Here is a 21,407-nt window from a genome sequence, read left to right on the forward strand (position 1 = left end):
CGGTTCTGTCATTTCCCCAATTTGAATTCGGGGGACGTGATATCGAACTCTTTGATTTCCTGGCAGAATACGTGTATCGAACACCAACAGTGGGCAGCTCGTGAACCAGGCAATTGAATATCACGTCCCCGGAATTACCCGTCCCCGGAATTACCGGAATTACGGAATTATCGTCGTGGCATCGCGGGTGACGTAGGGGTGGTTTGCGAACCGCCCATTAGGGGATCAATCGATTCGCTTCAAAATGCTCCCCGGGAAATAATAGGAGAGGATGCGGTCGAACGTATGCCCGCGTTTCGCCATTCCTTGGGCGCCTGTCTGGCACATGCCAACGCCGTGTCCGAAACCGCCGCCGATGAGGGTTGCGCCTGTAATGAAGCCGGCAGCATCACGCGCCCAGTCGGCGATGAAGCAGGAGCTCTTCAGACCGCCGAAAAGTTTGCGGATGTTGAGTTCCTTCATGACCGTCTTCGAACCTCGTTCTCCGACGAAGGTCAATCGATATATCCGGCCTGAAACGCCGCGCGCGATGTCGGTGACGGATTTGATACGGCCGATTCCGAGACTGTTCACGATCGTATTCCAGTCGGATGCGGTGAACGTCTTTTTCCAGCGGAAATTACTTCCGCCTTCGACGGAAGGGTCGCTGCACCAGGCCGTGCGCGGATTCGTCAGAAAGTCGGTAATCTGCTTTTCTTCGGAAAGATCGAGGGCTGGAGGATTGTCGATATCCCAAACGCCGCGCAGAATGGGATTGGGTTCGGTGGTCCAGACGTAATGATTGGATTCGCCATGGCCGCCGCAATTGGCCGCATACACTGCATCGATGAGGCCGCCGGACGGGGCCGTGAGGACATACCCGCGGGTGGGGGCGATTTTCTGTGCAACGGCGATCGACATGGCCGACTCGCCGGAAAACACCTGGCAGTGCTGTTCTGAACAGGTGTCGAAGCCTTCCCCGATATGCCGCGTGCCGATCTTGGCGAGAATCTCTCCGCGGGCGGCGCAGGCCTGGGCTTGAAGCGCGCCGATCGCCGCATTGCCTGAGATCTCCGAAGGCACGACACCTGCCAGAACCGTTTCCAGAGGAGTATTCAAAACGGCGTCGATAGCATCCTCGGCACCCCAGCGGAACGTCATCTTGCCCCGGTAGGTGCGATCCGCGAACCCGTGCCAAGGATACCCGACGGCGTATTCAACTTTCTTCAGAAGCATCGTCTGCTCGGGAACGAGATACAGTTCGCGTCCCTCGGCGACCGTTGCACCATTGACGACAAGCGCAAGGCGTCCTTGGGAACGGCTGACGACTTCCACGTAAATCCAGCTTGATTTTCCCTGCGCGGCGAGCCTGTCGACGAGGGCCTGAGCTTCTGACTGGGTGTTGTAAACCCCGACCTCGACCATGCCGAGACGCCCGTCGTGAATGACCGATTTTCCGTCTGCGGTCAGTAGAGGCCTTCCGATCGTAAGTATCCTGGCGGGGAACCCCAGCGCCTTCCACTCGGATTCGAGACGTGAGAGCTTCTCGGTTTCGACGGCCCGTGCTGACGCGGTCATCACGTGATACCGCTTGACGGCCGCTTTTTCGAGAACGCCGGAAACTTTTGCGACATCGGCGCCGCTGATCCGTCCGTTTTTGCCGTTCATATCCCAGACGAGGCCGGAATCGGCGGTGAACTCGATGGTCGTCGCATACTGGGCGACCTTGATATTGATCAAACGCTCGGCTGATGCAGATCCGACAAAAACACTCAAGACACAGAAAAGTGCGATCGAAAAATACCTTGCGATATATGAACGGAAGCTGGCTGAACGAACGTTCATGAACGGCTCCTTCCCGAGAGTGCGGGTAGAACGAAATCGATTCAGGGGGGTACCCCTCTGGTGATGATATGAATTAAGTTTACTGAAAATATTCCCATCCGTAAACCCCTCCTCATGGAGAAGATGTTGTGAGTCTGCATGACGGAAGTCAGATTTTGCATTTTTGTTCGTGATGGGCGTGTCCAAGCACGAGAGTCCCTCGCCCTTCGACACGCTCAGGGCGAACGGATACAGTCTCCCAGGCTATCGCCGTTCGAGATTCAGAGAGACACTCTTGGAGGGGTGGATTGTTTTCCGGGCTTTCGGTATAATGGAACCATACATTTCTGCGAGGAGTTGAGAATGAAGTATTGGTCGCGGATCTGGTTCTGTGTGCTGGTTGTACTGCTGGCGTTGGCCGTTCCGGCTGCCCGGGCCGATGAAGACCCGCCCAGTTACAGGATTTCCGTAACGCCGGCGTTCGAAGTTTCGGGCAAGAATTACGGCTCCTTCGAGACCCCGGTGTACGAACTCGACGAACCCCTCGATACGCTCATGGTCGCCGCCGACGTCGAAAAGGCGCCCGGCGCGACGGTGAACTCGTACGTTCGCTTCCGTTATGCGAAGACCGGCCGCTGGAGCCGCTTCGAAGCCTTCGAGGCCGAAGCGCATTTTGCCGATGTGAACCCGGTTTCCGCATGGCAGATGGTGTTCGTGGTCTACGATCCCTCCATGGGAACGACCCGCGTGAACCGCTATATCGCCCAGGGCCGCCGGATGGGCGAGGAGATGATGGAAGCCATGATGGCCAAGACCGTGCCGCTGCCCGCCGCCAACGCGTGCCCCAAGCCGCCCATCGTTTCCCGCGCGGCCTGGAAGGCACGTCCGCCGAAGGGGGAATACCGTGTCCAGGAGCCGCAGAAGATCGTTCTTCACCACAGTTGGTCGCCGACTCAGGCCCAGTATCAGGGCGCGGCGACGATCCGCGGCATCCAGAACTATCACATGGATGACCCCAATACCGGCTGGGCCGATATTGGCTACCATTTCCTGATTGGGCCTGACGGCGTCATCTACCAGGGACGGCCCGAAAACGCCCTCGGAGCCCACTGCCCGCCCAACACCAACATGGTCGGCATCTGCATGATCGGCAACTATGACCCGGGAGCCGACCCCGTGAACGCGAAAATGGAAGCCTCTCTCGTGAGCCTGCTGTCATGGCTCTCGTCGACCTACAAGATCGATCCCCGCACCCAATACTACGGCCACCGGAACTTCTCCAGCAAAACCTGCCCCGGAGACGGCGTGTACGACAGGATGTCGTATTATCGCGAGGAAGTCCTGAAAAACACCGGGCTCAAATAATTATAGTAAATATACAATAACGGAACCACCCCTCGATCGAGGGGCGGTTCGCGATTTCGGTGCGTGTGGCTGGCGTGCTGCTCAGTCCCAGGTGATGCCGTCGACGTCTTCGATGCCCAAGCCGGGGGCTTCGGGCATGATCAGATGCGGACCATCGAGAACGACGCCGCCACGGATCGGGTCGGAGGCGCAGAGCGACGGGCTGTCGAGGTCGCATCGGGTGATGATCCTCCTGGCGCAGGCCAGGTGGGCGGCGGCGGTGACGGCCAGCTTGCTTTCCATCATGCAGCCCATGAAGCACTCGACGCCGTGAAGCTCGGCCATGGCGCAGATCTGCTGGGCGCCGCGCATGCCGCCCGTCTTCATCAGCTTGATGTTCAGGAAGTCGGCCGCCCGACGGGCGAGCAGGGTTTCGGCGTCGAGGGGTGAGAACACCGCCTCGTCGGCCAGAATGGGCGTAGCGACGGCGTTTTTCACGGCGGCGAGACCCTCGAGATCGTGCGCCGGCAGCGGCTGTTCGAGGAGCTCGATCCCGAGGCCGGCCGACTCGATCTCGCGCATGATACGGATCGCTTCCCGCTCGTTCCAGCCCTGGTTGGCGTCGAGACGGATGACGATGTCCGGTCCGACCGCGGCGCGGACCGAGCGGATACGCTGGATGTCGGAGGCCGGCTCCTTGCCGATCTTGATCTTCAGGATGCGAAACCCCCGCTCAACGGCTTCGCGACAGTCGCGGGCCATTTCCTCGGGGCTGTTGACGCTGATGGTGAGGTCGGTCTCGACGCGGTCTCGGTATCCGCCCAGCAGGCGAAAGAGGGGAATGCCGTACCGCTTTCCGAACAGGTCGTGGACGGCCATGTCGACGGCGGCCTTGGCGCTGGTGTTCTTGACGCAGGAGCGGTCAAGGGCCGTCAGCACGTCTTCGAGTCCGTCGATACGCTTTCCCTTCAGGACCGGCGCGATGAACTCGCGGATGGCGCCCCGGATGGAGCCCTGCGAGTCGCCGGTGATGGCACCGGTCGGCGGCGCCTCGCCCCAGCCGACGTCGCCCGTGTCGGTGTCGACCGCCACGATGACGGGCTCGAGAACCTCGACGGTGCGCAGGGCCGTCTTGAATGGCTTGCGGAGAGGGATGGACACTCGGCCGGTGCGGATGCCGGTGATGATCATGGAACGACCTCCGATCGTGGATGGCGAAGACGCCGGGTTATCTGTCGAGCCTGAACTCGCGTGCGGAATAGAGACCCTGCATGTAATGCTTTCCCTTGGAGAGGAACGTCGCCAGAAGGGGCGTCACGGAAACGCCCCGCGTTTTCGAGCGCCTGAACTCCCCGGTCTCATCTGGCGCGCTGTAGCCTGCAAAATCGTGAATGATATAGTAATCATTGTTGTATTTGCAAAGATATAACATGGCGTGGCCGTCCATGTAGATCGGGACGGCGGGCGGCAGAGTGTCGAACAGTTTCTTCCGGTCTTCCAGGCTCATGGACTCGGGCATGTGGTGCATGGCGCCGAGAGCGAGTTTGCCCTGTTCTCCGGCGTTGCGGGGCAACATGACGCCCATGGTGCGGAAGTTGTCCATGATGAAGGCGGAGCAGTCGCGGGCGTTGAACATGCCGCCCCAGCCGTAGCGCTGACCGAGGAACTTGAACGCCTGCGTGATGATGTTGCGCGGGGTGAACGGCAGGTAGCCGAGATGCACCTCGTCCGTCCGGGAGATCAGACCCAGACCCCATTCCAGGTTTCCCTCGGGGCCGCGGACGGGCAGCTTGGCCACGTAGTTCCCGACCGGGTGCTGGCCGTAGATCTCGAGGGGAATCTCGTCGCGCGAGGCGAGGGGGATGCGGACGCCCATGTCGAGCAGCAGTTCCGAGACATCCGCCTTGATCGGGTTGTAGCCCGTGAACACCCGTTTCCCGGTGACGACGAGGAAGTTCGGGGTGTCGAGGTAGTCGAAGAGGGTGCGGGAATCGGTGAGGGCCACGTCCTTCACGGGGACCCAGGCGAGATAATTGTAGGCCTGGGCGAAAAACCACTCGCCGTCGGCGCTCGTATGGAGGATCACGAGCGGTTCGACGGGGTAGAGGGCGGTTTCGATGAACCGGTCGAACTCGTAATCGTCGGGTTCGTTGAATACTCGGTCGAATGTGGGGAAGGTGCGCATCTCGGTGCGCCTGACCGTGATGCCGTACCGCACCATGACCCGGGAGGGGATGGCGGCGAGATCGAGGGCCCGTTCCAGACGGTCGAAATAGGCGCCGGTGAGTTCGCTGCCGTTCATGAACTTCTTTTTCGAAGGGCGGGAGCTGACGGCGGAGATCATGCCGCGCACGGCGTCGCCATTCAGGATTCGGCGGTAGTATCGAAGATCCTCGAGGGGTTTGCACTCGCGGGCGCTCCTGTGGTTGTACCGCCGGATTTCCTGGGGCGTCATGATGATCTTGTCGGGCTCCGCCACCCTGGCGATCCAGAACGAGGGATCGAGCATCTCGTCGATGACCCCGGGGATGTTCGGTTCGAACTGGACGAACCTTCCATCGCCGGCGGTCGCAAATGCCTGAGACGCCATTCCGATGATAGCCAGAAGTGTCGCTGCCACGATCGGAAGCGAAAGCGGGCTGAAAGACATATTTCTTATTTTATATATCGATTGATGTCTCATGCGCGTATATCCTTTTCAGTCGACGTCGACGGGGGCGATGTGGAGGTCGGCCTTCTCGAGGGGCAGGAAGGGCAGCAGGAGCATGCCCGGCATGGCGCAGACCAGCGTGGCGAGGAAAAAGCCGGCGTAGCCGACCTGTTCCTGGATGTACCCGCTGACGATGCCGGCGAACATGGCGCCGAGGGCCATCAGGCCGGTGGAGATGGCGTAATGCGCCGTGGGGTAGTTCGAGCCCTGGGTGATGAACATGAGGTAGACCATGTAGGCGGCGAACCCGAATCCGTAGCCGAACTGGTCGCAGCCGACGATGAGGGTGACCCAGGATTTTCCGGGGTGGGTGTAGGCCGCCCAGATGTAGAGCAGGTTCGGAACGTTCATCGCCAGCACCATCGGCCAGAGCGAACGCTTGATGCCGAATCGGGAGATGACCATGCCGCCGGCGATCCCGCCGATGACCAGCGCCGCGACGCCGACCACGCCCGTGATGAAGCCGACATCGCTGGTCGAGACGCCCAGACCGCCCTTCTCGACCGCGTCGATCAGGAACGGGTTGGACATTTTGCTCACCATCGACTCTCCGAAGCGGTACAGCAGGATAAACCCGAGGACGACGGGGAGGTGCGCCTGGTTAAAATACTCGCTGAACGCCGCCCTGAACGGAAACCCGTCGGATCGGCCCTCGTCGCGGCGCGGCTGTGGCATCGAGTAGAAGCCGGCCACGACGCACACCGCATAGACCGCGGTTCCGGCCCAGATGACTTTCTGCCAGACCGGCGCCAGGGAAGCACCCTCCGCGACCTGCAGTTCGAGCTGGCCGGCGAGGTAGATCAGACCGCCGTTGCAGAAGACGTTCGCCACGCGGTATGCCGTGCCGCGGATTCCCACGAACCATGCCTGGTCTTCCTCGGAGAGGGCAAGCAGGTAAAAACCGTCGGCGGCGATGTCATGCGTCGCTGACAAAAAAGCGAGGCCGGTCAGTACGGCGAGCGTGGGCATCAGGAACGAGCTCTGGACGATCGAAAACGATTCGACGATCAGGAACGCGATGATGGCGAGCTGACAGCCGACGATCCAGCGGCGCTTCGTTGAATGGGCGTCGACGAGCGGGCCCCAGAGCATCTTGATGATCCACGGCCATGTGATGAGACTCGTCCAGAGGCCGATATCGGCATTCGAGATGCCGAGTTTCTTGAACATGGTCACCGAGACGGTGCTGACCATGAAGTAGGGAATGCCTTCGAGAAAATACAGGGCGGGCACGAACATCCAGGGGTTGCCCGAAGTTTTCTGACTCACGAAAAGATCCTTTCGAAGAGATGACAAGACCGCTTCACCAGAGAGACACAAAAAACCAAGATACGAGAAATGATTGCCAAAGCGCGGAGACGCAGGGAACCGGAGTTTTTCTCCGCACCTCAGCGGTGAATCATTCCATATTTCAACGTGCCAAACCTTCTTCGAGCGTAGGGGCGAATCGTGATCCGCATGATTCTGCCGGAAGCATACCATCCACCGTGAGATACGGGCAACGACCCTTCCTCTTTCGCGCGCATTTCCGATGATCGTCGAGCCGCCGCGATACATACATGGTAAAATGACCGCCGACAAACGATGGGATGGGAAGGAAGAACATCATGGAAATCATCATTCAGAAAAACCGCTTGGATGCCTGCAGGATCGGAGCCCGTATCATCGCCAGGCTGCTTCGGGAAAAGGAAAAACCTGTTCTGGGGCTTGCGACCGGCGGAACGCCGCTTCCTCTGTATCAGGAACTCGTTCGCATGCACCGCGACGAGGGGCTTTCCTTCGGGCATGTCGTGAGTTTCAATCTCGACGAATACGTAGGACTCGATCCGAAGCATCCGGCTTCGTTCCGGGCCTGCATGGAAGAGCACCTTTTCCGGCACGTGGACTTCGCGCCCGGGGCCACGCACCTTCCCGACGGCCTCGCGAAGGATATTCCGGCCTCCTGTGCCGCGTACGAACAGGCGATCCGCGATGCGGGCGGCATCGACGTCCAGGTGCTCGGCATCGGTTCCGACGGGCATCTCGCGTTCAACGAGCCGACGTCGTCGCTCCGGTCGCGCACCCGCCTCAAGACCCTCGACGAGGAGACTCGCCACGCCAACGCCGCCCCGTTCGGCGGCCCGGACAAAGTGCCCCATCACGTGCTGACCATGGGGTTGGGGACGATCATGGATGCCCGCTGCTGCCTCCTGCTGGCGTTCGGAGCCTCGAAGGCGCCCGCCGTGCGCGACATGGTGGAGGGGCCGGTTTCGGCCTGGTGCCCGGGAAGCGTCCTCCAGTTCCACGAGAAGGCGATCGTCCTGCTCGACGAGGAGGCCGCCGGGTTGCTGAAGCGCCGTCAGTATTACCTTGACGTGTATGCCGGCAAACCGGGGTGGCAGCAGTATTGATGCTGACCTGTTGATGTCTGCGGAATGAACATCACCTGCTCGTGCCGAGGTATCGAAGCGCGAAATGTCTCTTGCCCCCTTCGACAGGCTCAGGACAGGCTTCGATACCTCAAAGCGAACGGAATGTCGATATTCATCTGCAGGTTTCCCGGGGGATGGTTCGGAGCCGAGTCGCGGTACGTATGTGACCGTTCGTAAGCTGGAATTGATAATATAATATATTTATGTATAATAATGGAATGATGATATGAAAGACGGCCCGACGAGTGTTGCAGCCCTGAAACAAGCGGCGACGGCAAAGTATCCGAAGGGGCTGTATTACCTGTTCGCCACCGAGATGTGGGAACGATTCAGCTTCTACGGCATTTCCGCCGTTCTGATGCTCTACCTGACCTCGCGGCTGGGATTGACCGACAACGACGCGTCGCTTGCTTCCGGCGCCTACATGGCCTTCACCTTCATGACGCCGATCCTGGGCGGCTTCGTGGCCGACAAACTGCTGGGCCTCCGGTACTCTGTCGCGGCGGGGGCCTTCCTGATCTTCGTCGGGAACCTGGTCCTGGCGTGGCGGGAGAGCCTCGCCTTCGTTTTTGCCGGACTTGCCTGCGTCGCGCTCGGAACCGGCTACCTGAAGGCAACCGTTTCTGTCATGGTCGGAAAATTGTATCCGGAAGGCGATACGCATCGCGACAGCGGCTACACGCTGTTTTACATGGGCATCAACCTCGGGGCGCTGATGGCGGGAGTCCTGATGGCCTGGGTCGCACGCACCTACGGTTGGCATAACTGTTTCTATCTTTCATCCGGCGGCATGTTCCTGGGCCTGATCGCCTTTCAACTCGGGGCTCCGTACTACAACAACGAAGCCGATGGTTATAAATCGGGGAGGCTGCTGAAACGGACGTTCGTTCTGCCGAATGGCGTCTGGCTGGCGCTCGGAACCGTGGCGCTGGGTGCGCTGATGGTGTATCTGTTCCACAATCCCGGTCAGACAAAGATCGCGATCACGTATCTCAGCATCGCCATCGTCGTCGGCATCTTCGGCCTCGCTCTCTCCTGCCGCGATACCGGCGAGCGTAACTCGATCTTCGCGATCCTGATCATCATCCTGGCGGCAATCTGCTTTCAGTCCGTGTTCAAGCAGATGTACACCTCGCTTCCCCTGCTCGTGGATCGCGTCGTCGACAAGACCTTGTTCGGCATTCCGCTCGAGGCGTCGTTCTTCGCGCTGGTGCCGAACTCGCTCACCGTCATCCTCTTCGCCGGCCTGTTCACCTGGCTTTGGGCGAAACTCGCCGACCAGGGCCGCAACCCCTCGATTCCGATGAAGATCGTCTTCGCGCTGTGCTTCGCGACCGTGAGCTCCCTGCTCCTGGCATGGGTGTCCGGCTCCATCGCCGCCACCGGCGTCAAGGCATCCGCCTGGTGGATCGTCCTGGGAATCGGCATTCTCACGCTGGGTGAACTGAACATTCTGCCGATGGGCCTTTCCGCCGTCAGCACGCTCGCGCCCAAGCGGTTCGCCTCGTTTCTGATGGGCGCCTGGTTCCTGTGCGCCTCGCTGGGCGGGTATTTTTCGGGTTTCCTCTCGAGTCTTGCCTCGATCGACAAGGCGAGGATCGAGGACGTCGGGTATGCGGCCGGGGTCTATTCTGGGCTCTATATGAACTGCGCCATTGGCTTGGCGGTCATCACGGTGCTGATGCTCCTCGTAACCCCGCTCGTAAAGAGGCTGATGGCGGCACGCTGACCCTTCCCCATCCTTCGTCAGAAAGGGTTTACGCGCTCCCGCCCGGAAGCTCCCTGTTCAGGATTTCGGCCAGGTCCTTCAGGAGATACGGCTTTTCGATTTTCCCGGCGAATCCGTACTGTTCGGGGTTTGCCATCACCGGATCGTCGGAGTAGCCGCTCGTCGCGAAGATCCGAAGCGTCGGATCGATCCGGTGAAGTTCGGCGCCTGCCGCCTTGCCGCCCATTCCCCCCTGGATCGTCAGATCCAGAATCGCTCCCGCGCATGTACCGCCTTTCTGTCGCAGCTCCTGGAGCGCCTGGATGGCCTGCTGGCCGTCGGCCGTGCAAAGGGGTTCGTATCCCATCTGGCGCAGCAGAATCGACAGCAATTCGCGTAGAGCCGGCTCGTCATCCATGACCAGAATGGTTCCCTGACCATGGTGGTCGATGCCGGATGCCGCCGCCGTTTCGGTCTCAGCCTTGCGCTGACTTGCAGGAAGGTAGATGTGAAAAACGCTGCCGGCGCCGGGCGCCGAGTCGACCGTGATGAACCCGCCGTGCCGCTTGACGACGGAAAATGCCGTTGCGAGCCCGAGACCGCTTCCGCATTGCTTGGTTGAGAAGAACGGCTCGAAAATGCGCTCCCTGACCTCCGGGGAAATCCCGACGCCGGTGTCGGCAATCGAAATCTGGACGTACCTTCCGTCGCCGTTCCTGGGAACGGGAGTCTTCTCGAGCTGGACGTTGTGCGCCGAGACCCTGATCAGCCCTTCCTCCGGCATCGCCTGACGGGCGTTGATGACGATGTTGTCGATGACCTGGGAGAGCTGGTTTTCGTCATAGTCGCACAGCCAGAGATCTTCCGCGATATCGAACAGGCAGGCCGCCTTGGACCCGCTGATGGCGAACATCGATGAATCGCGGAGCAGTTTCGAGACATTTCCCGTCTTTTTCGACGGGGCCCCGCCTTTGGAAAACGTCAGGAGTTGTTTCGTAAGGTTGTGCGCCCGGTTGAATACGCTGCGGGCCTTGTCCAGAAACTCCTTGGCCGGGGAGCCGGCGGAGCAGTGCAGGGCGGCCATCTCGATATTGCCGAAAATGCCCGTCAGAAGATTGTTGAAATCGTGGGCAATGCCGCCGGCGAGGATTCCGAGACTCTCGAGTTTCTGTGTCTGACGGATCTGGTCTTCGAGTTTCTTCTTCTCTTCCTCCGCCGTCCGGCGATAGTGAATTTCGGTGGATATTCCGATGAGACGCTCCGGCTGCCCATGCTCGTCGCGTTCGATGATCTTTCCGAGGCCGTTGGCCCAGATCCATTCGCCCGATTTCGATTTGAGGCGGAACTCGGCGTAATAATGGTGGGTTTTTCCGGCATTGTGTTCCTGGATGGCGTGATTGACGGCATCGAGATCGTCAGGGTGTATGAGGGCGTAGACATCGTTCAGGTTTTTCGGGAGTTCATCCGCCCCGTAGCCGAGAAATTCATATAACGCCGGCGTCGTCAGGACTTCGCCGGTTCGGAAATTGTTGTCGAACGAGGAACTGTGCGTCGCTTCGAGCGTCAGCTGCAGATGCTCCTCCATCTTCTGACGTTCGAGATTCGCCCGCACCTGATCCGTCATATCGATCGTGAAGCCGGCGAGCAGATGCGGCCGTCCGTTTTCCAGGATCGGGAACTTGACGGATCTATAGTGCCGATTATTGAATGTCTCCGAAATATCGATGGCTTTTCCTTCGCGCAAGACCTTCAAGTCGTCCTCCACCATCTTTTTCGCGAAGTCGCTCGGGAACAACTCGAACATGGTCTTTCCGATAATCGCCTCCACCGGGCAGCCGATCAGGTGTTCGAAGTTTCGGCTCACCTTCAGCGCACGGCCCTGCTCGTCCTTGAAATAGACGAGGATCGGACTGTGCTCGAGGAACAGGTTGAAGATGTGTTCGATGTCGCGAAGCGATCGTTCCGTCCGTTTCAACTCAGAAAGATCGTGGACGATCGAAAGCAACAGATTCCGTCCGTGAAGCGTTATGGCGCTCGAAAAGACCTCCACCTCGCGGATTTCTCCCGAGGCGATGCGATGGGAAAAGACGAACCTCCCCTTCGTGCCGGCTTTTGCCTTCCGCATTTCGGCAATGACCGCCTCCTGCGGGAGGGTGTTGATGTCGGAGATGTTCATCCCCCGCAGGGTGTCCGGGGAATATCCGTAAAACTCGACCGCCGCGGTATTTGCGTCCTCGATTCTGCCGGTCTGGGGGTCGATGAGGAGTTTGATGGCGCAGTTCCGGTCGAATATCTCCCGAAACAGGCGCTCATCGGCCGTGGTTTGGCATTCGGAGGTTGCTTCCCGATTCTGATCCATATACCTAAGGAAAGAGAACGACGGTGGTGCCGGTGAGCAGTTTCGCCGTAACCCGCTCCTCGACGGTCGTAACCGGTTGCCCGGGAATCTGGCTCGTGCTTCGGAGAAGAATGGTCACGGTCGTCCGTTCCCCGGTCTGGTAGGAAAAGCCGATCGACGACACCCCTTCGATGAAACTGGGATTGTCGATCAGCTTGTGAATCGCGTCGCTCAGGGCGCCCGTGAAGCTTGCCGTCGAACCGACGCCGCCCGATGGCTTGTAATTTGTGATGTTGTCCGAACTCGGGGGCGGTTCGGTATCCGGATTCGACTTCCGCACGTATCGGAGGCTGTTCGTGCCGCCGTACAAGGCGATGCCCATCCAGGTTCCCTTCGCTTTTGTGGCGGCAACGCTGGATGTCTCGGTATTCGGGGTCGTGATGGAGGCATAGAGCAGGAGTTGAGAGGGAGTGATGCTCGTAAGCTGGGTCGGCTCCGAGCCGAGAACCGTGCATGATCTTCTCAGGTATACCGGCAGAACCTCCGAAGCGATCCCCGTCGGAAGAAAACAGGTGGCGTTATTGGCGCGCTCGAGATCTTCCCGGATCTGCTGCAGGGTGAGCTGCATTTGCTTCTGGGTCACCATTCGCCAGTTGCCACTGCGAAAGACGTTCGAACCCGAACGATACAGGTTGAAGACTCCTATCAGGAAAATGCTCAGCAACCCTGCCGCAATGATCACTTCGATCAGCGTGAAACCGGATCTGGGGGGGCGCATGTTACTCCTCTCGATTTACAGACGATGGCGTGAAACGTTGATGGTGTGAGAAACCTGCCGTGACCGGCCTCCGCTCTGAATGTTCACGCGAATGACGATGCCGTCCTGATTGTATAGCTGATTATATACCAAGTCGAAATCGGTGCTGTAGGTGACAGTCACCGGTTTGCCGACGAAAGAACCGGAGGGCAGAGTCATCGTCCCGGTCAGGAGAGGGACATCCTTGCTGCCCGAATTCTTGCATAAATACAAGTCCAGATATGCCGGGTTGATGCTTCTTGCGCGGAAGGCGTAATAGAACTCGGAGGGCATTTTCTTGAACTTGAGCATCGCCGCCTGAAGGATGCCCTGCGCGAAAAAATCCATCTGGATCCGCTCAAACACGGCGGGGTTGATCGCAGTGCGATGCCTGAACCCGCTGATGAACCAGAGTCCCACCGACAGCAGGGCGGTACAGAGAACGAGAACGATGACCAGGGCCATCCCGTTTCGAGAGGTGCGCATGCGTTCAATCCCTCAGGTCCGCTTTATACGTCGTCAGTTCGACATTGCGAACAACTCCCCAAGGCTCGCGCCACTCCACGCGCAGTCGGAGTCGACGCAGGCGGCGGTCCGTTCCCGTGAGGCTCAACGGTGCGCCGGCTGCGCGGAAGAACCACGACGAGGGTTGTGTTGCGACGTAGGGGGTCGGATTCGTGTTGTTCAGATCGACGTAGTAATAATCGAACGCGCTGTTGACCAGTTCGCTCGTCAGGACCACGCCGAAGATATCCTGGCCGACCGTTTCCGAGCCCAGCGGTACGAGAACCTGTGGTCCCGATGTGATGTCGGCTGTGATCTCACTTCCGTCAGGCAGCTGGGCGAAGTCGAGAACCATGATCTTGTTCAGCTTCGCCTCAGCCAGCTGAATCGCCTGGATTCCCCGGAAATCCTTCTGGTTGCCCTTGATCCCGTATCCCATCATGCCGGCGATCGGGAACATGGCGAACGCCATGATCAGGGTCGCCAGCATGATTTCGATGAGGGAGATGCCCCGACGACAGGAACGAGCCATGTCAGCGCATCTGTTTCTCGATGACACGCAGATCGAGACGTGTGGCAGAGATCGGAATGACGATGTTCAGAGTTCGGTCGTTCGGGGCCGCCCCCGCCGTGCTGTACGGATTGGCCGGATCTGACGGCCAGCCTCGTGCCGTATCGCTGAGGCTGAGCGACATCGTATACGTCGCCGCCTGTCGGAAGAGATACCGCCACGGGTTCGAGGTGATCGGCAACGGCGAATCGAAGGCGCCTCCGCTGATCGTCCAGGTTGTCGTCATGCTTGCGACTGGAGTGACATTGTCACTGACGCACGACTGGAACCTGATCGGAATATCCTGTTCGTAACCGATCTCCTGTGCGCCGTCGAGACCGGCTCCCTGGAAGGTGAACTGGGCATTGCCGCTTCCGGGGCGCCACGGCCAGGCGATCGAAACGAACCCGTTGAGCGCGGTCGGTCCCCAGGGCGTCGTTTCGTTCAGCTGCGTATATGTCGGCGCGGTGAGGAAATTGTCGACGCTCGCCCGAGTGTACCCGACGGGAATCGTTCCGGCGAGGAAGGGAACGACGCGCGCGGTGAGCGTCTTTTCATCGACCGCCTGGACGGCGGCGTTCGGCTTCTTGTTGTCGCGGATGACGATGAAGCCGGCGCTCGTCCAGCTCGCGACCATGGTATTTCCGCTCGAATCCGTGAACCAAGCTCCGTAGGTCAGGTTCGAATAGTATGGCAGATTGTTCGCGTAATTCATCGGAACCTTGCCCGACCAGGCGTTTCCGTTCGCGGGATCCCGCGAGAAATGTTGCAGGGAGCTGAGATTCATCGTGTATGTCAGATAACTGAACGTCGTGGAATTGTAGATGGCTGCCGGAGAGGTCTGCGACAGCAACGTGCTCGGCATTGTCAGGTTCTGCATTTGGAACGAGCCGCCGTGTCCGTTATCGTCCCGGTAGGTCGCCGGTGCTGAAGTGTGTGCCCAGATGATCTGGGGACTCAGGCTCGTGCCGGTGGCTGTCTGGTAGATGAAGGTGCCGGCTCGCTTCGAGACGTTGTGACGACAGCTGAGGCCGGAATGAGAATCAGTGTAGGTATTGGTTTGACTATAGTTGCCAAAGGGGTTGTTGTCGGCAACGACGAACTGAAGCGTCGAAGGATTGGATTTGCCTTCGGGAGACAGGATCGAATCCCCCGTGGTGCCCCAGAGAACGGTGCGTTCGGCGGTCGGGCCTGTCGTGCGGGCGATCAGACCCATGGCCGGCATTGCCTGCTGCTGATACGGCTCGAGCAGGGTGAGAGCCGGTGGCGTCTTGTCGAGAACGATGACTTTTGCCTGAGCCTTCACCTGGAGATACGGCCGAAGCGTGGTGTCCGCCCATTTGGGAGTATACACCGGCGCGCCCGTGACGGGATCCACGCCCGTCTGATCCTGACCGACAATGATCTTGGTGCCGTATTCGTAGAACCTCGTCACATCGACTTCAAGCGTGTATGCAACGGGATCTGACGGTATCGTCAGGAAGCGTTTCAGCAGCGGCTGCGGGACCTCGATACTCGGCGACATCGAGTTGTCGGGATAGACGTCGGCGCTTTGGAGAATGCCTGCATTCGTCGTCGGATGCTCGAGCCGCGCCGTCCACTTGAACGTCGGAGGTGCCGACCACCTGAGCGTTGAGAGGTCAGCCTGGGTGTCGTTCGGCGTGGGGGGAGCGGAATTCAGGATTGCCGCGATTCTGTCATTCGAACCGGTATTTGATGCCTTGTCGCGGAGTTTGAACGACCAGGTGGCGCCTTCTTCGATGATATAGACCGGTGTCGACGTAGGATCGGTGGTGAGAGGTGCGTATGAATAACTGTTCCCGCCCAGCCACTTGCCGGACATGATGACGCCGGCGCCGCCCGGGAACGAAGCGATCGAGGCGGATGCGATCTCGACCTGGGCCATCGACCAGCCTTCCGTTCCGGGATAGAGATAGGGCGATGCGTTCGTCGTCCCGCGTGCCGTCTGGATGGAACTGAGGATTGCGGCGCGACTTGCCGGGGTGCTGCCCGGCGTGAGGCGGTCATAATCGTAATAGGTGAACTTGCTCTGTATCCATACGTTATATTTGCCGGCCGTGAAACTGAGGCCGACCGTGTTATACAACGGATCCGTGCGGTCGAAGATGGTGACGGGGTTGGTGGCCGGAATGCCATACCGGTCGCTGATCTGCTCGACGACCCAATGATACGAGATCGTTGCTATCGCAGACGTGAAGCCGCCGGTCCACGCATCCCCGTCGACGTTGGTCAGGTTGGTGGCGCGTGTATTGACGCCATTCGGATCGAGGAGCGGAAAGTTTTCGACCTGGAAGAACAGAGGCGTGGTCTCGCTATAGGGGACCTGTGCCTGTTGGAGGGCCGTTCCATTCAGGACATACGGGCCGTTGATATCCGTCTGGCCGCTTGCATTTCCGGTTCGTTCCGGCGGGGTATTCACGTTGATGACGGCAAGCTCGCAATAGATCTGGTCGGTCACCGGTGTGGAGGATCGACTGAGGCCGCTCAGGAACTGCCATTTCGTTGTGTCGGTGAGATTCGAACTGCTCGTCCAGTTCGGGTAAGAAATGGTGCGGCAGAAGTAGTCGGCGCCGATCGGAACTTTCGCCGCGAAGGTCGTCATCCCACCGCCGTAATAGTCGCGCTTGATGACGCCCTTGTAAATGAGTTGCCGATAATAGGCCGTGCCGTATCGCGTCCCAGGCTGGGTCGGGGGCGGCGACCCCCACGTCGTCGAGGCGATGACCAGTTCCGACGGGCCGATGTTCGCGATGGCCGCGGGCTCTCTGATCGTCTTCAGCAGGTAGAGATTCCCGAAGCCGTCGGCTGAAATGGAATCGGGGTCCGAGCCGACGGCGATGATGTTGTAGGAGAAGGAATTGCTGGTTTCATTGCGCACGAACTGGTACACCTGGCCGTTTGCCTTGTCGTAGGCATACACGATGCCGCCGTTCAGCCACCATTGGTCTGAGACGGCACAGTCGACGACGTTGGGGGTGACTGGCGGGGTGAAATTCTTGCTGGCCAGCCAGTCCTTGACGACGTCATTCCCGAGAAAATACACGTAGTCTTCCAGCGTTCCGCGGGCCGAGGCCCCGATGAACTTGGTCGTCGTATAGTTGTTCAGCGGTAGGTTCTTGTCGCCTTTCAGATTGGTATTCGGCACCGTGATATCCGTGCCTGCGGAATTCTTCGCGATGAGGGTGAAGCCCGACGCGCTGGGAACGCGGGAGTAGAGATACGATCGGCCGAAACCCGAACGAACAGTGTCAAGATACGGGACCGGCGCGCCGGGGGCGGTATACTGCCCGGTGCCGGGGGCGCAGGGGTCGCCGCACTCGGCCAGCGTCGTCACGGTGACCTCCTCGCTGAGCTTCACGCTGGCGACCGGATACAGGATGTTCGGACCGGTGGCTGGGTTCACCCGGTACTGCGTCATCGAAAGGTTGCGGAACTTCGCCTTGACGCTTTCCCGCCGGATCATCGGCCGACCGGTATTGTTCTGGAGCTTTTCGATCGGATGATACCAGGTGTTCGTATTGACGTAGTAATAGCCCGAACGGCCGGGAACCGGCGTGATCGGGATGTTGCAGGGGGCGCAGAACGTCGCGTCACCAACATAATATGTTCCAAAGGAGATCGGGCCGCCGGTTCGCTGGAAGACCATGGGATAATAGTAGAACGTATCGGTCATCCCATTGCCGTCCGTATCTTTCGAGTATCCGTAGCCGTGAGAGAAGGTTTCCCACAAAAATCCGTAAGCGGAGACCGACTTTTGCTGGCCGGGGGGAATGGCATACGGCTGTCGATGGATGCCGCCGGGAAGATTGCCCTGTACGCCGTGATACCCTTCGGTGAGTTGCGCGGTCGTCCGGCACTGGCGCTCGAGGGGCTCCGTGACGTCGTCGAGGCCGGTATCGGCTCCCGAAAATGTATAGAGTTCCTTATAGAAATTTCCCGGGCCGACGTAGATGAGCGAGGCGGAGATGCCGTACGAGTCCTGCGGATCGTACAGCTGTTGTGGAACGTTGGTCGTCAGATTGTTCATGGCATAGACGCCGCGAACGTTCGCATACCCGACGGTCGGGTTTTCCCCGATCAGCAGATAGGCGTCGCCGTTCTGGAGATAATACGAGTCCAGGGCCGACCACGCCGGCGTCAGACAGGCGAACAACGCCAGCAGGACGAGCAGGGGCGGGATCGGGAAACGGTTCCGGTTGCTGTTCATAAGGATTTCCTCCTCGCTGCCGGCATTACCGGCATCTGTTGCGAACGTCAGAGCTGTCGGCGGGCGATGATGCTGAGCACAAGTTGCTGAATGCCGGCGGGGAACTTGTATTTGGTCATCAGGACTGTGGCTGCGGGCGCCGTCAGATCCACGCCGCCATAGAGGAACAGGTGCCCTGTTTCCGGGCTTTCCATGAGGGGGGCGAGGGCCGGCGATTTCGCCAGATAGGCTCGCAGAGGCTCGGTGATCGTCATGCCGATTCCGGCAAGGACGCGCTGCGTATCGGGAAGCGGCGGAAGAGTGATGGCGTCGAATTCGGTGTTCAGGAGAGCTTCGAAAAGGTGATCGAAGGCCCTGGAATGGTCGCCGGAAGGAAGCGTTGCTCCGGGATTCCGCAGCTGCCGGGGGGAGCCGGACGTGATCGGACAGGCGTTCATGACGGTCGAAATACCACGCTGACGCGCGACGTCAGCAATGATGGATTTCACTTCCGACAGAATTCCGTTGAATATTTTTCCGGTCTCGGTGGTGGGATGGTAGAGCGGCTCGAGAAGCCGGTCATACTGAGCCTGGATACGCGCGTCGATCTCGGCGAGTCGTTTCTCAGAACTGATGATGGCCCGTTCGGCACTGAGGGAAACACCTGCCGCACCGTCGGGTTCGAGGTGCTTGTCGATCGTTGAAGCCTCGACCGTTTTGGTGCTGGATGCAGCGGGATCGAAGAGGGGAACCTGGGCGGACTCATTCAGCGTAGTGACCGGAGCAGCCCTGATAGATGCTGCAATCCTGGCCGACCCGGCCTCGCGAAGGAGCTTGCTCCGTTCGAGCTGGAGAGTCTGAAGCGCCTTGTCGACCTCGGGTCTCCTCCGCGCAATCTCGTCCTCGGCCGCTTTGTAGGCTGCTTTCTGCCCGGGCGAGACTTTGAGGAACCTGTTGAGGGTGAAATCATAGCCCATCATCGAGGGATGGAGCATCAGAAGAAGGCGAAGGTCTGCCTGGGCGATTCCCCCGATCTGTTGGGCCATGGGTGCGGCTGCATGCGTCCCGGTCGCCAGCTCCAGCAGCAGGACGAGGATCAGGAACGAGGCGGAAGGAGAAACAAGAGACGCGAAAGAACGTGTGGGCCTTTTCATTGATGACTCCTGTCTGTGGGGACTCCTGGAATGATGGCTTTTCTGTTCAGCAGACGGATGATTTCAGGCTCGAGATCGATCCCGCCCGCCGGGATCGGACACCCGAGACCGGGAAACCGTCCGACGACGATCTCTCCCGCATTGTCGAGCCAGCGTTCGAGCGACTCTGCCGTGACGTTTGAGTCGGGGGTTAGCCAGAGTTGCTGAAGGGGATTGACCTGAACGGACGATAGATCGGTGATCGCCAGTCGCGAAATCTGACGACGATTCAAGGCGGAAACGTCAAGGATCACGTGGGCGCGATTTCTAGCCGCAACTTCCCCGATTGCATCACGAATATCCGATAATATCTGTTCGAGAATCGGCACGATGGATTCGTTCCTTGTGGATCGGCCCATGGACAGCATTTCTGTATATTCGGTCAGTCGGGATTGCTCGATGGCCAGTTCGGCCTCGATTGGCTTGCGTCGGAGCCAATACGCCTGCATGGCATCGGAAGCGGCTTTCCCGCCGGACTTGAGGTCTTTTTCGAGGCGGGATTTGAGCTGATCGAGCCTGAAGGTGATCGCCCTGATGTTCGACTCGGTCCGGTTTATGGCGAGAGACAGGTCTTCCGGCGGCTGAGAGGGGGTTCCTGTGAACCTCCGGGTCTGGAGATCGAATTTCCCCATCAGGGGATGAAGTGCGATGATGCGGGTCAGATCGAAATAGCCGATCGACGTCATTTCAGCTGCCGCCACCGGGGCCATGCCAGCGATAAGAACGGCAAGGATGAGAATTGACGGAAGGCGGGAGATGCGTAATCCGGAGCAGATCATTGGCTTTCACCTCGAATGGTTGGATCGGGGATTGGACGGGCGACGGTTTCCCTGCGCAGGAGGGGCGGAAAACCAGCCTGCACGAGGAGACCGAGAAGCCGGCGTCCCCCGGATGCGATATCTGCAAAGTGCGCTTCGGCGAGCGACTTGAGCGAATATTCCTCGATCAGGCGAACGTCTCCGGCAGGGTTTCTCAGGCAGACGCGCATGACCGCGCGATCGAGCCTCGAAAGCCCATACATGCCGGGGGTGCGGATGTCTTTGTTCCAGGCGATGTTGGTGGAGCGTTCCGGGCAGGATACATGAAGCATCCATCCGGATGCCGGAATGACCGGCGAGGGATGCCATTTCCCTCCGATGACGCGCTCGAGCGTCGAACAGAGAAGGGCACTTTCGCTCAGGGGAAAACTTTTTTTACGCCAGAAACCGGATGGGTCGATTCCGTCCGGGGCCATCGCATCCCGGATATCTGGCGGTATCGTCCAATCTCCGGGTGCCTCGTCGGGAAGGGGAACGGGCGAATCGAATTCGGCAGCCTCCGGCCAGACAACGGTCACGTCCGGGTGTGTTGCCTCGGAAGCCAGCGCTGATCGCAGTTTGAAGCTCAACTCGAGAAACGCGAGGTCGGGAGGGAGATTCGCCGGATTCAGCGACTGGATCTCCTGCCATTCGTGCGTGACATCACAGCACTGCGCAGAAAATGCCGCACAGAGCATTGCGGAAATCGATATCAGAAGGACCGTGCATTTTCGAAACACAGCAGACCTCTCTGGAATACACTTCTTGCATCATATATACCATGAAACATCCATCGCGACGATGAAAAGAATTCTTCCGCATGAACAGCGGGTGCGCGGAGAACGGGAGATGGAATCATCGATGCCTTCGATGCGTAAAAAACACCCGATGTGTAAAAAAAATTGTCTCGAGGTTGTGGACTCCAATGGGCAGAATGCTCTCAAGCCGAGGCTGCGTTTGTTCCTACTCATCTCATATGTTAGGCAACAGCTGGATAAAGTCCCAGGAAGTGGTGTAAAAACGGCCCCGGGAAAATGACCGGGGCC

Annotated in this window: 15 protein-coding genes; 3 read left to right on the forward strand and 12 right to left on the reverse strand. The window is 59.3% G+C overall.

Annotated elements, in window-relative coordinates; genetic code table 11:
* Positions 1-225 precede the first annotated feature (225 nt).
* The gene (locus PLU72_19080) at positions 226-1,719 is read right to left on the reverse strand and encodes a SpoIID/LytB domain-containing protein (GenBank protein ID HOT30284.1); all 1,494 of its coding nucleotides are present in this window, start codon (positions 1,717-1,719) and stop codon (positions 226-228) included.
* 447 nt (positions 1,720-2,166) lie between these two features.
* Here PLU72_19080 and PLU72_19085 point away from each other — a divergent pair, with 447 nt between their 5' ends.
* Positions 2,167-3,168, forward strand: a complete 1,002-nt coding sequence (locus tag PLU72_19085) for a peptidoglycan recognition family protein (protein HOT30285.1) — start codon at positions 2,167-2,169, stop codon at positions 3,166-3,168.
* An 81-nt stretch (positions 3,169-3,249) separates the two neighbouring features.
* On the opposite strand, the gene PLU72_19090 is transcribed toward PLU72_19085, so the two are convergent.
* Genes PLU72_19090 through PLU72_19100 form a run of 3 tightly spaced genes read right to left on the reverse strand, consistent with a single transcriptional unit; the run spans position 3,250 to position 7,126 of the window.
* Positions 3,250-4,338, reverse strand: a complete 1,089-nt coding sequence (locus tag PLU72_19090; GenBank protein ID HOT30286.1) for a dipeptide epimerase — start codon at positions 4,336-4,338, stop codon at positions 3,250-3,252.
* Between the two features lie 37 nt (positions 4,339-4,375).
* A complete protein-coding gene (locus PLU72_19095; protein HOT30287.1) occupies positions 4,376-5,830 on the reverse strand; it encodes an SH3 domain-containing protein in 1,455 nt (484 codons plus the stop codon).
* A gap of 15 nt (positions 5,831-5,845) precedes the next feature.
* On the reverse strand, positions 5,846-7,126 hold the full coding sequence (locus tag PLU72_19100) for an MFS transporter (GenBank protein ID HOT30288.1): 1,281 nt from the start codon (positions 7,124-7,126) through the stop codon (positions 5,846-5,848).
* Positions 7,127-7,464: 338 nt separating this feature from the next.
* Here PLU72_19100 and nagB point away from each other — a divergent pair, with 338 nt between their 5' ends.
* Positions 7,465-8,247: a glucosamine-6-phosphate deaminase gene (gene nagB, locus PLU72_19105; protein ID HOT30289.1), complete on the forward strand. Its 783-nt coding sequence runs from the start codon at positions 7,465-7,467 to the stop codon at positions 8,245-8,247.
* Positions 8,248-8,494: 247 nt separating this feature from the next.
* Positions 8,495-9,997, forward strand: coding sequence for a peptide MFS transporter (locus PLU72_19110; GenBank protein HOT30290.1), 1,503 nt, complete (start codon positions 8,495-8,497; stop codon positions 9,995-9,997).
* Between the two features lie 28 nt (positions 9,998-10,025).
* Here the strand turns inward: PLU72_19110 and PLU72_19115 are convergent, their stop codons facing one another.
* From PLU72_19115 to PLU72_19150, 8 genes are read right to left on the reverse strand one after another with little or no spacing between them, the layout of a single operon-like run.
* Entirely contained in the window at positions 10,026-12,335 is a 2,310-nt protein-coding gene (locus PLU72_19115) for a PAS domain S-box protein (protein HOT30291.1), read from the reverse strand.
* 4 nt (positions 12,336-12,339) lie between these two features.
* Positions 12,340-13,092 carry a prepilin-type N-terminal cleavage/methylation domain-containing protein gene (locus tag PLU72_19120; GenBank protein HOT30292.1) on the reverse strand — a complete coding sequence of 251 codons (753 nt, stop codon included), beginning with the start codon at positions 13,090-13,092 and terminating at the stop codon, positions 12,340-12,342.
* Between the two features lie 15 nt (positions 13,093-13,107).
* Positions 13,108-13,596, reverse strand: coding sequence for a hypothetical protein (locus PLU72_19125; GenBank protein HOT30293.1), 489 nt, complete (start codon positions 13,594-13,596; stop codon positions 13,108-13,110).
* 4 nt (positions 13,597-13,600) lie between these two features.
* Entirely contained in the window at positions 13,601-14,146 is a 546-nt protein-coding gene (locus PLU72_19130) for a hypothetical protein (GenBank protein HOT30294.1), read from the reverse strand.
* 1 nt (position 14,147) lies between these two features.
* Positions 14,148-18,392, reverse strand: a complete 4,245-nt coding sequence (locus PLU72_19135) for a hypothetical protein (protein HOT30295.1) — start codon at positions 18,390-18,392, stop codon at positions 14,148-14,150.
* 47 nt (positions 18,393-18,439) lie between these two features.
* On the reverse strand, positions 18,440-19,525 hold the full coding sequence (locus tag PLU72_19140; protein HOT30296.1) for a hypothetical protein: 1,086 nt from the start codon (positions 19,523-19,525) through the stop codon (positions 18,440-18,442).
* Complete coding sequence (locus PLU72_19145) at positions 19,522-20,343, reverse strand: hypothetical protein (protein HOT30297.1); 822 nt, start codon at positions 20,341-20,343, stop codon at positions 19,522-19,524. Before PLU72_19145 ends, PLU72_19140 begins: the two co-directional genes overlap by 4 nt.
* A complete protein-coding gene (locus tag PLU72_19150) occupies positions 20,340-21,059 on the reverse strand; it encodes a hypothetical protein (GenBank protein ID HOT30298.1) in 720 nt (239 codons plus the stop codon). Before PLU72_19150 ends, PLU72_19145 begins: the two co-directional genes overlap by 4 nt.
* Between the last annotated feature and the right edge of the window lie 348 nt (positions 21,060-21,407).

The sequence above is a fragment of the Candidatus Ozemobacteraceae bacterium genome, from assembly GCA_035373905.1.
Classification (GTDB): Bacteria; Muiribacteriota; Ozemobacteria; order Ozemobacterales; family Ozemobacteraceae; genus MWAR01.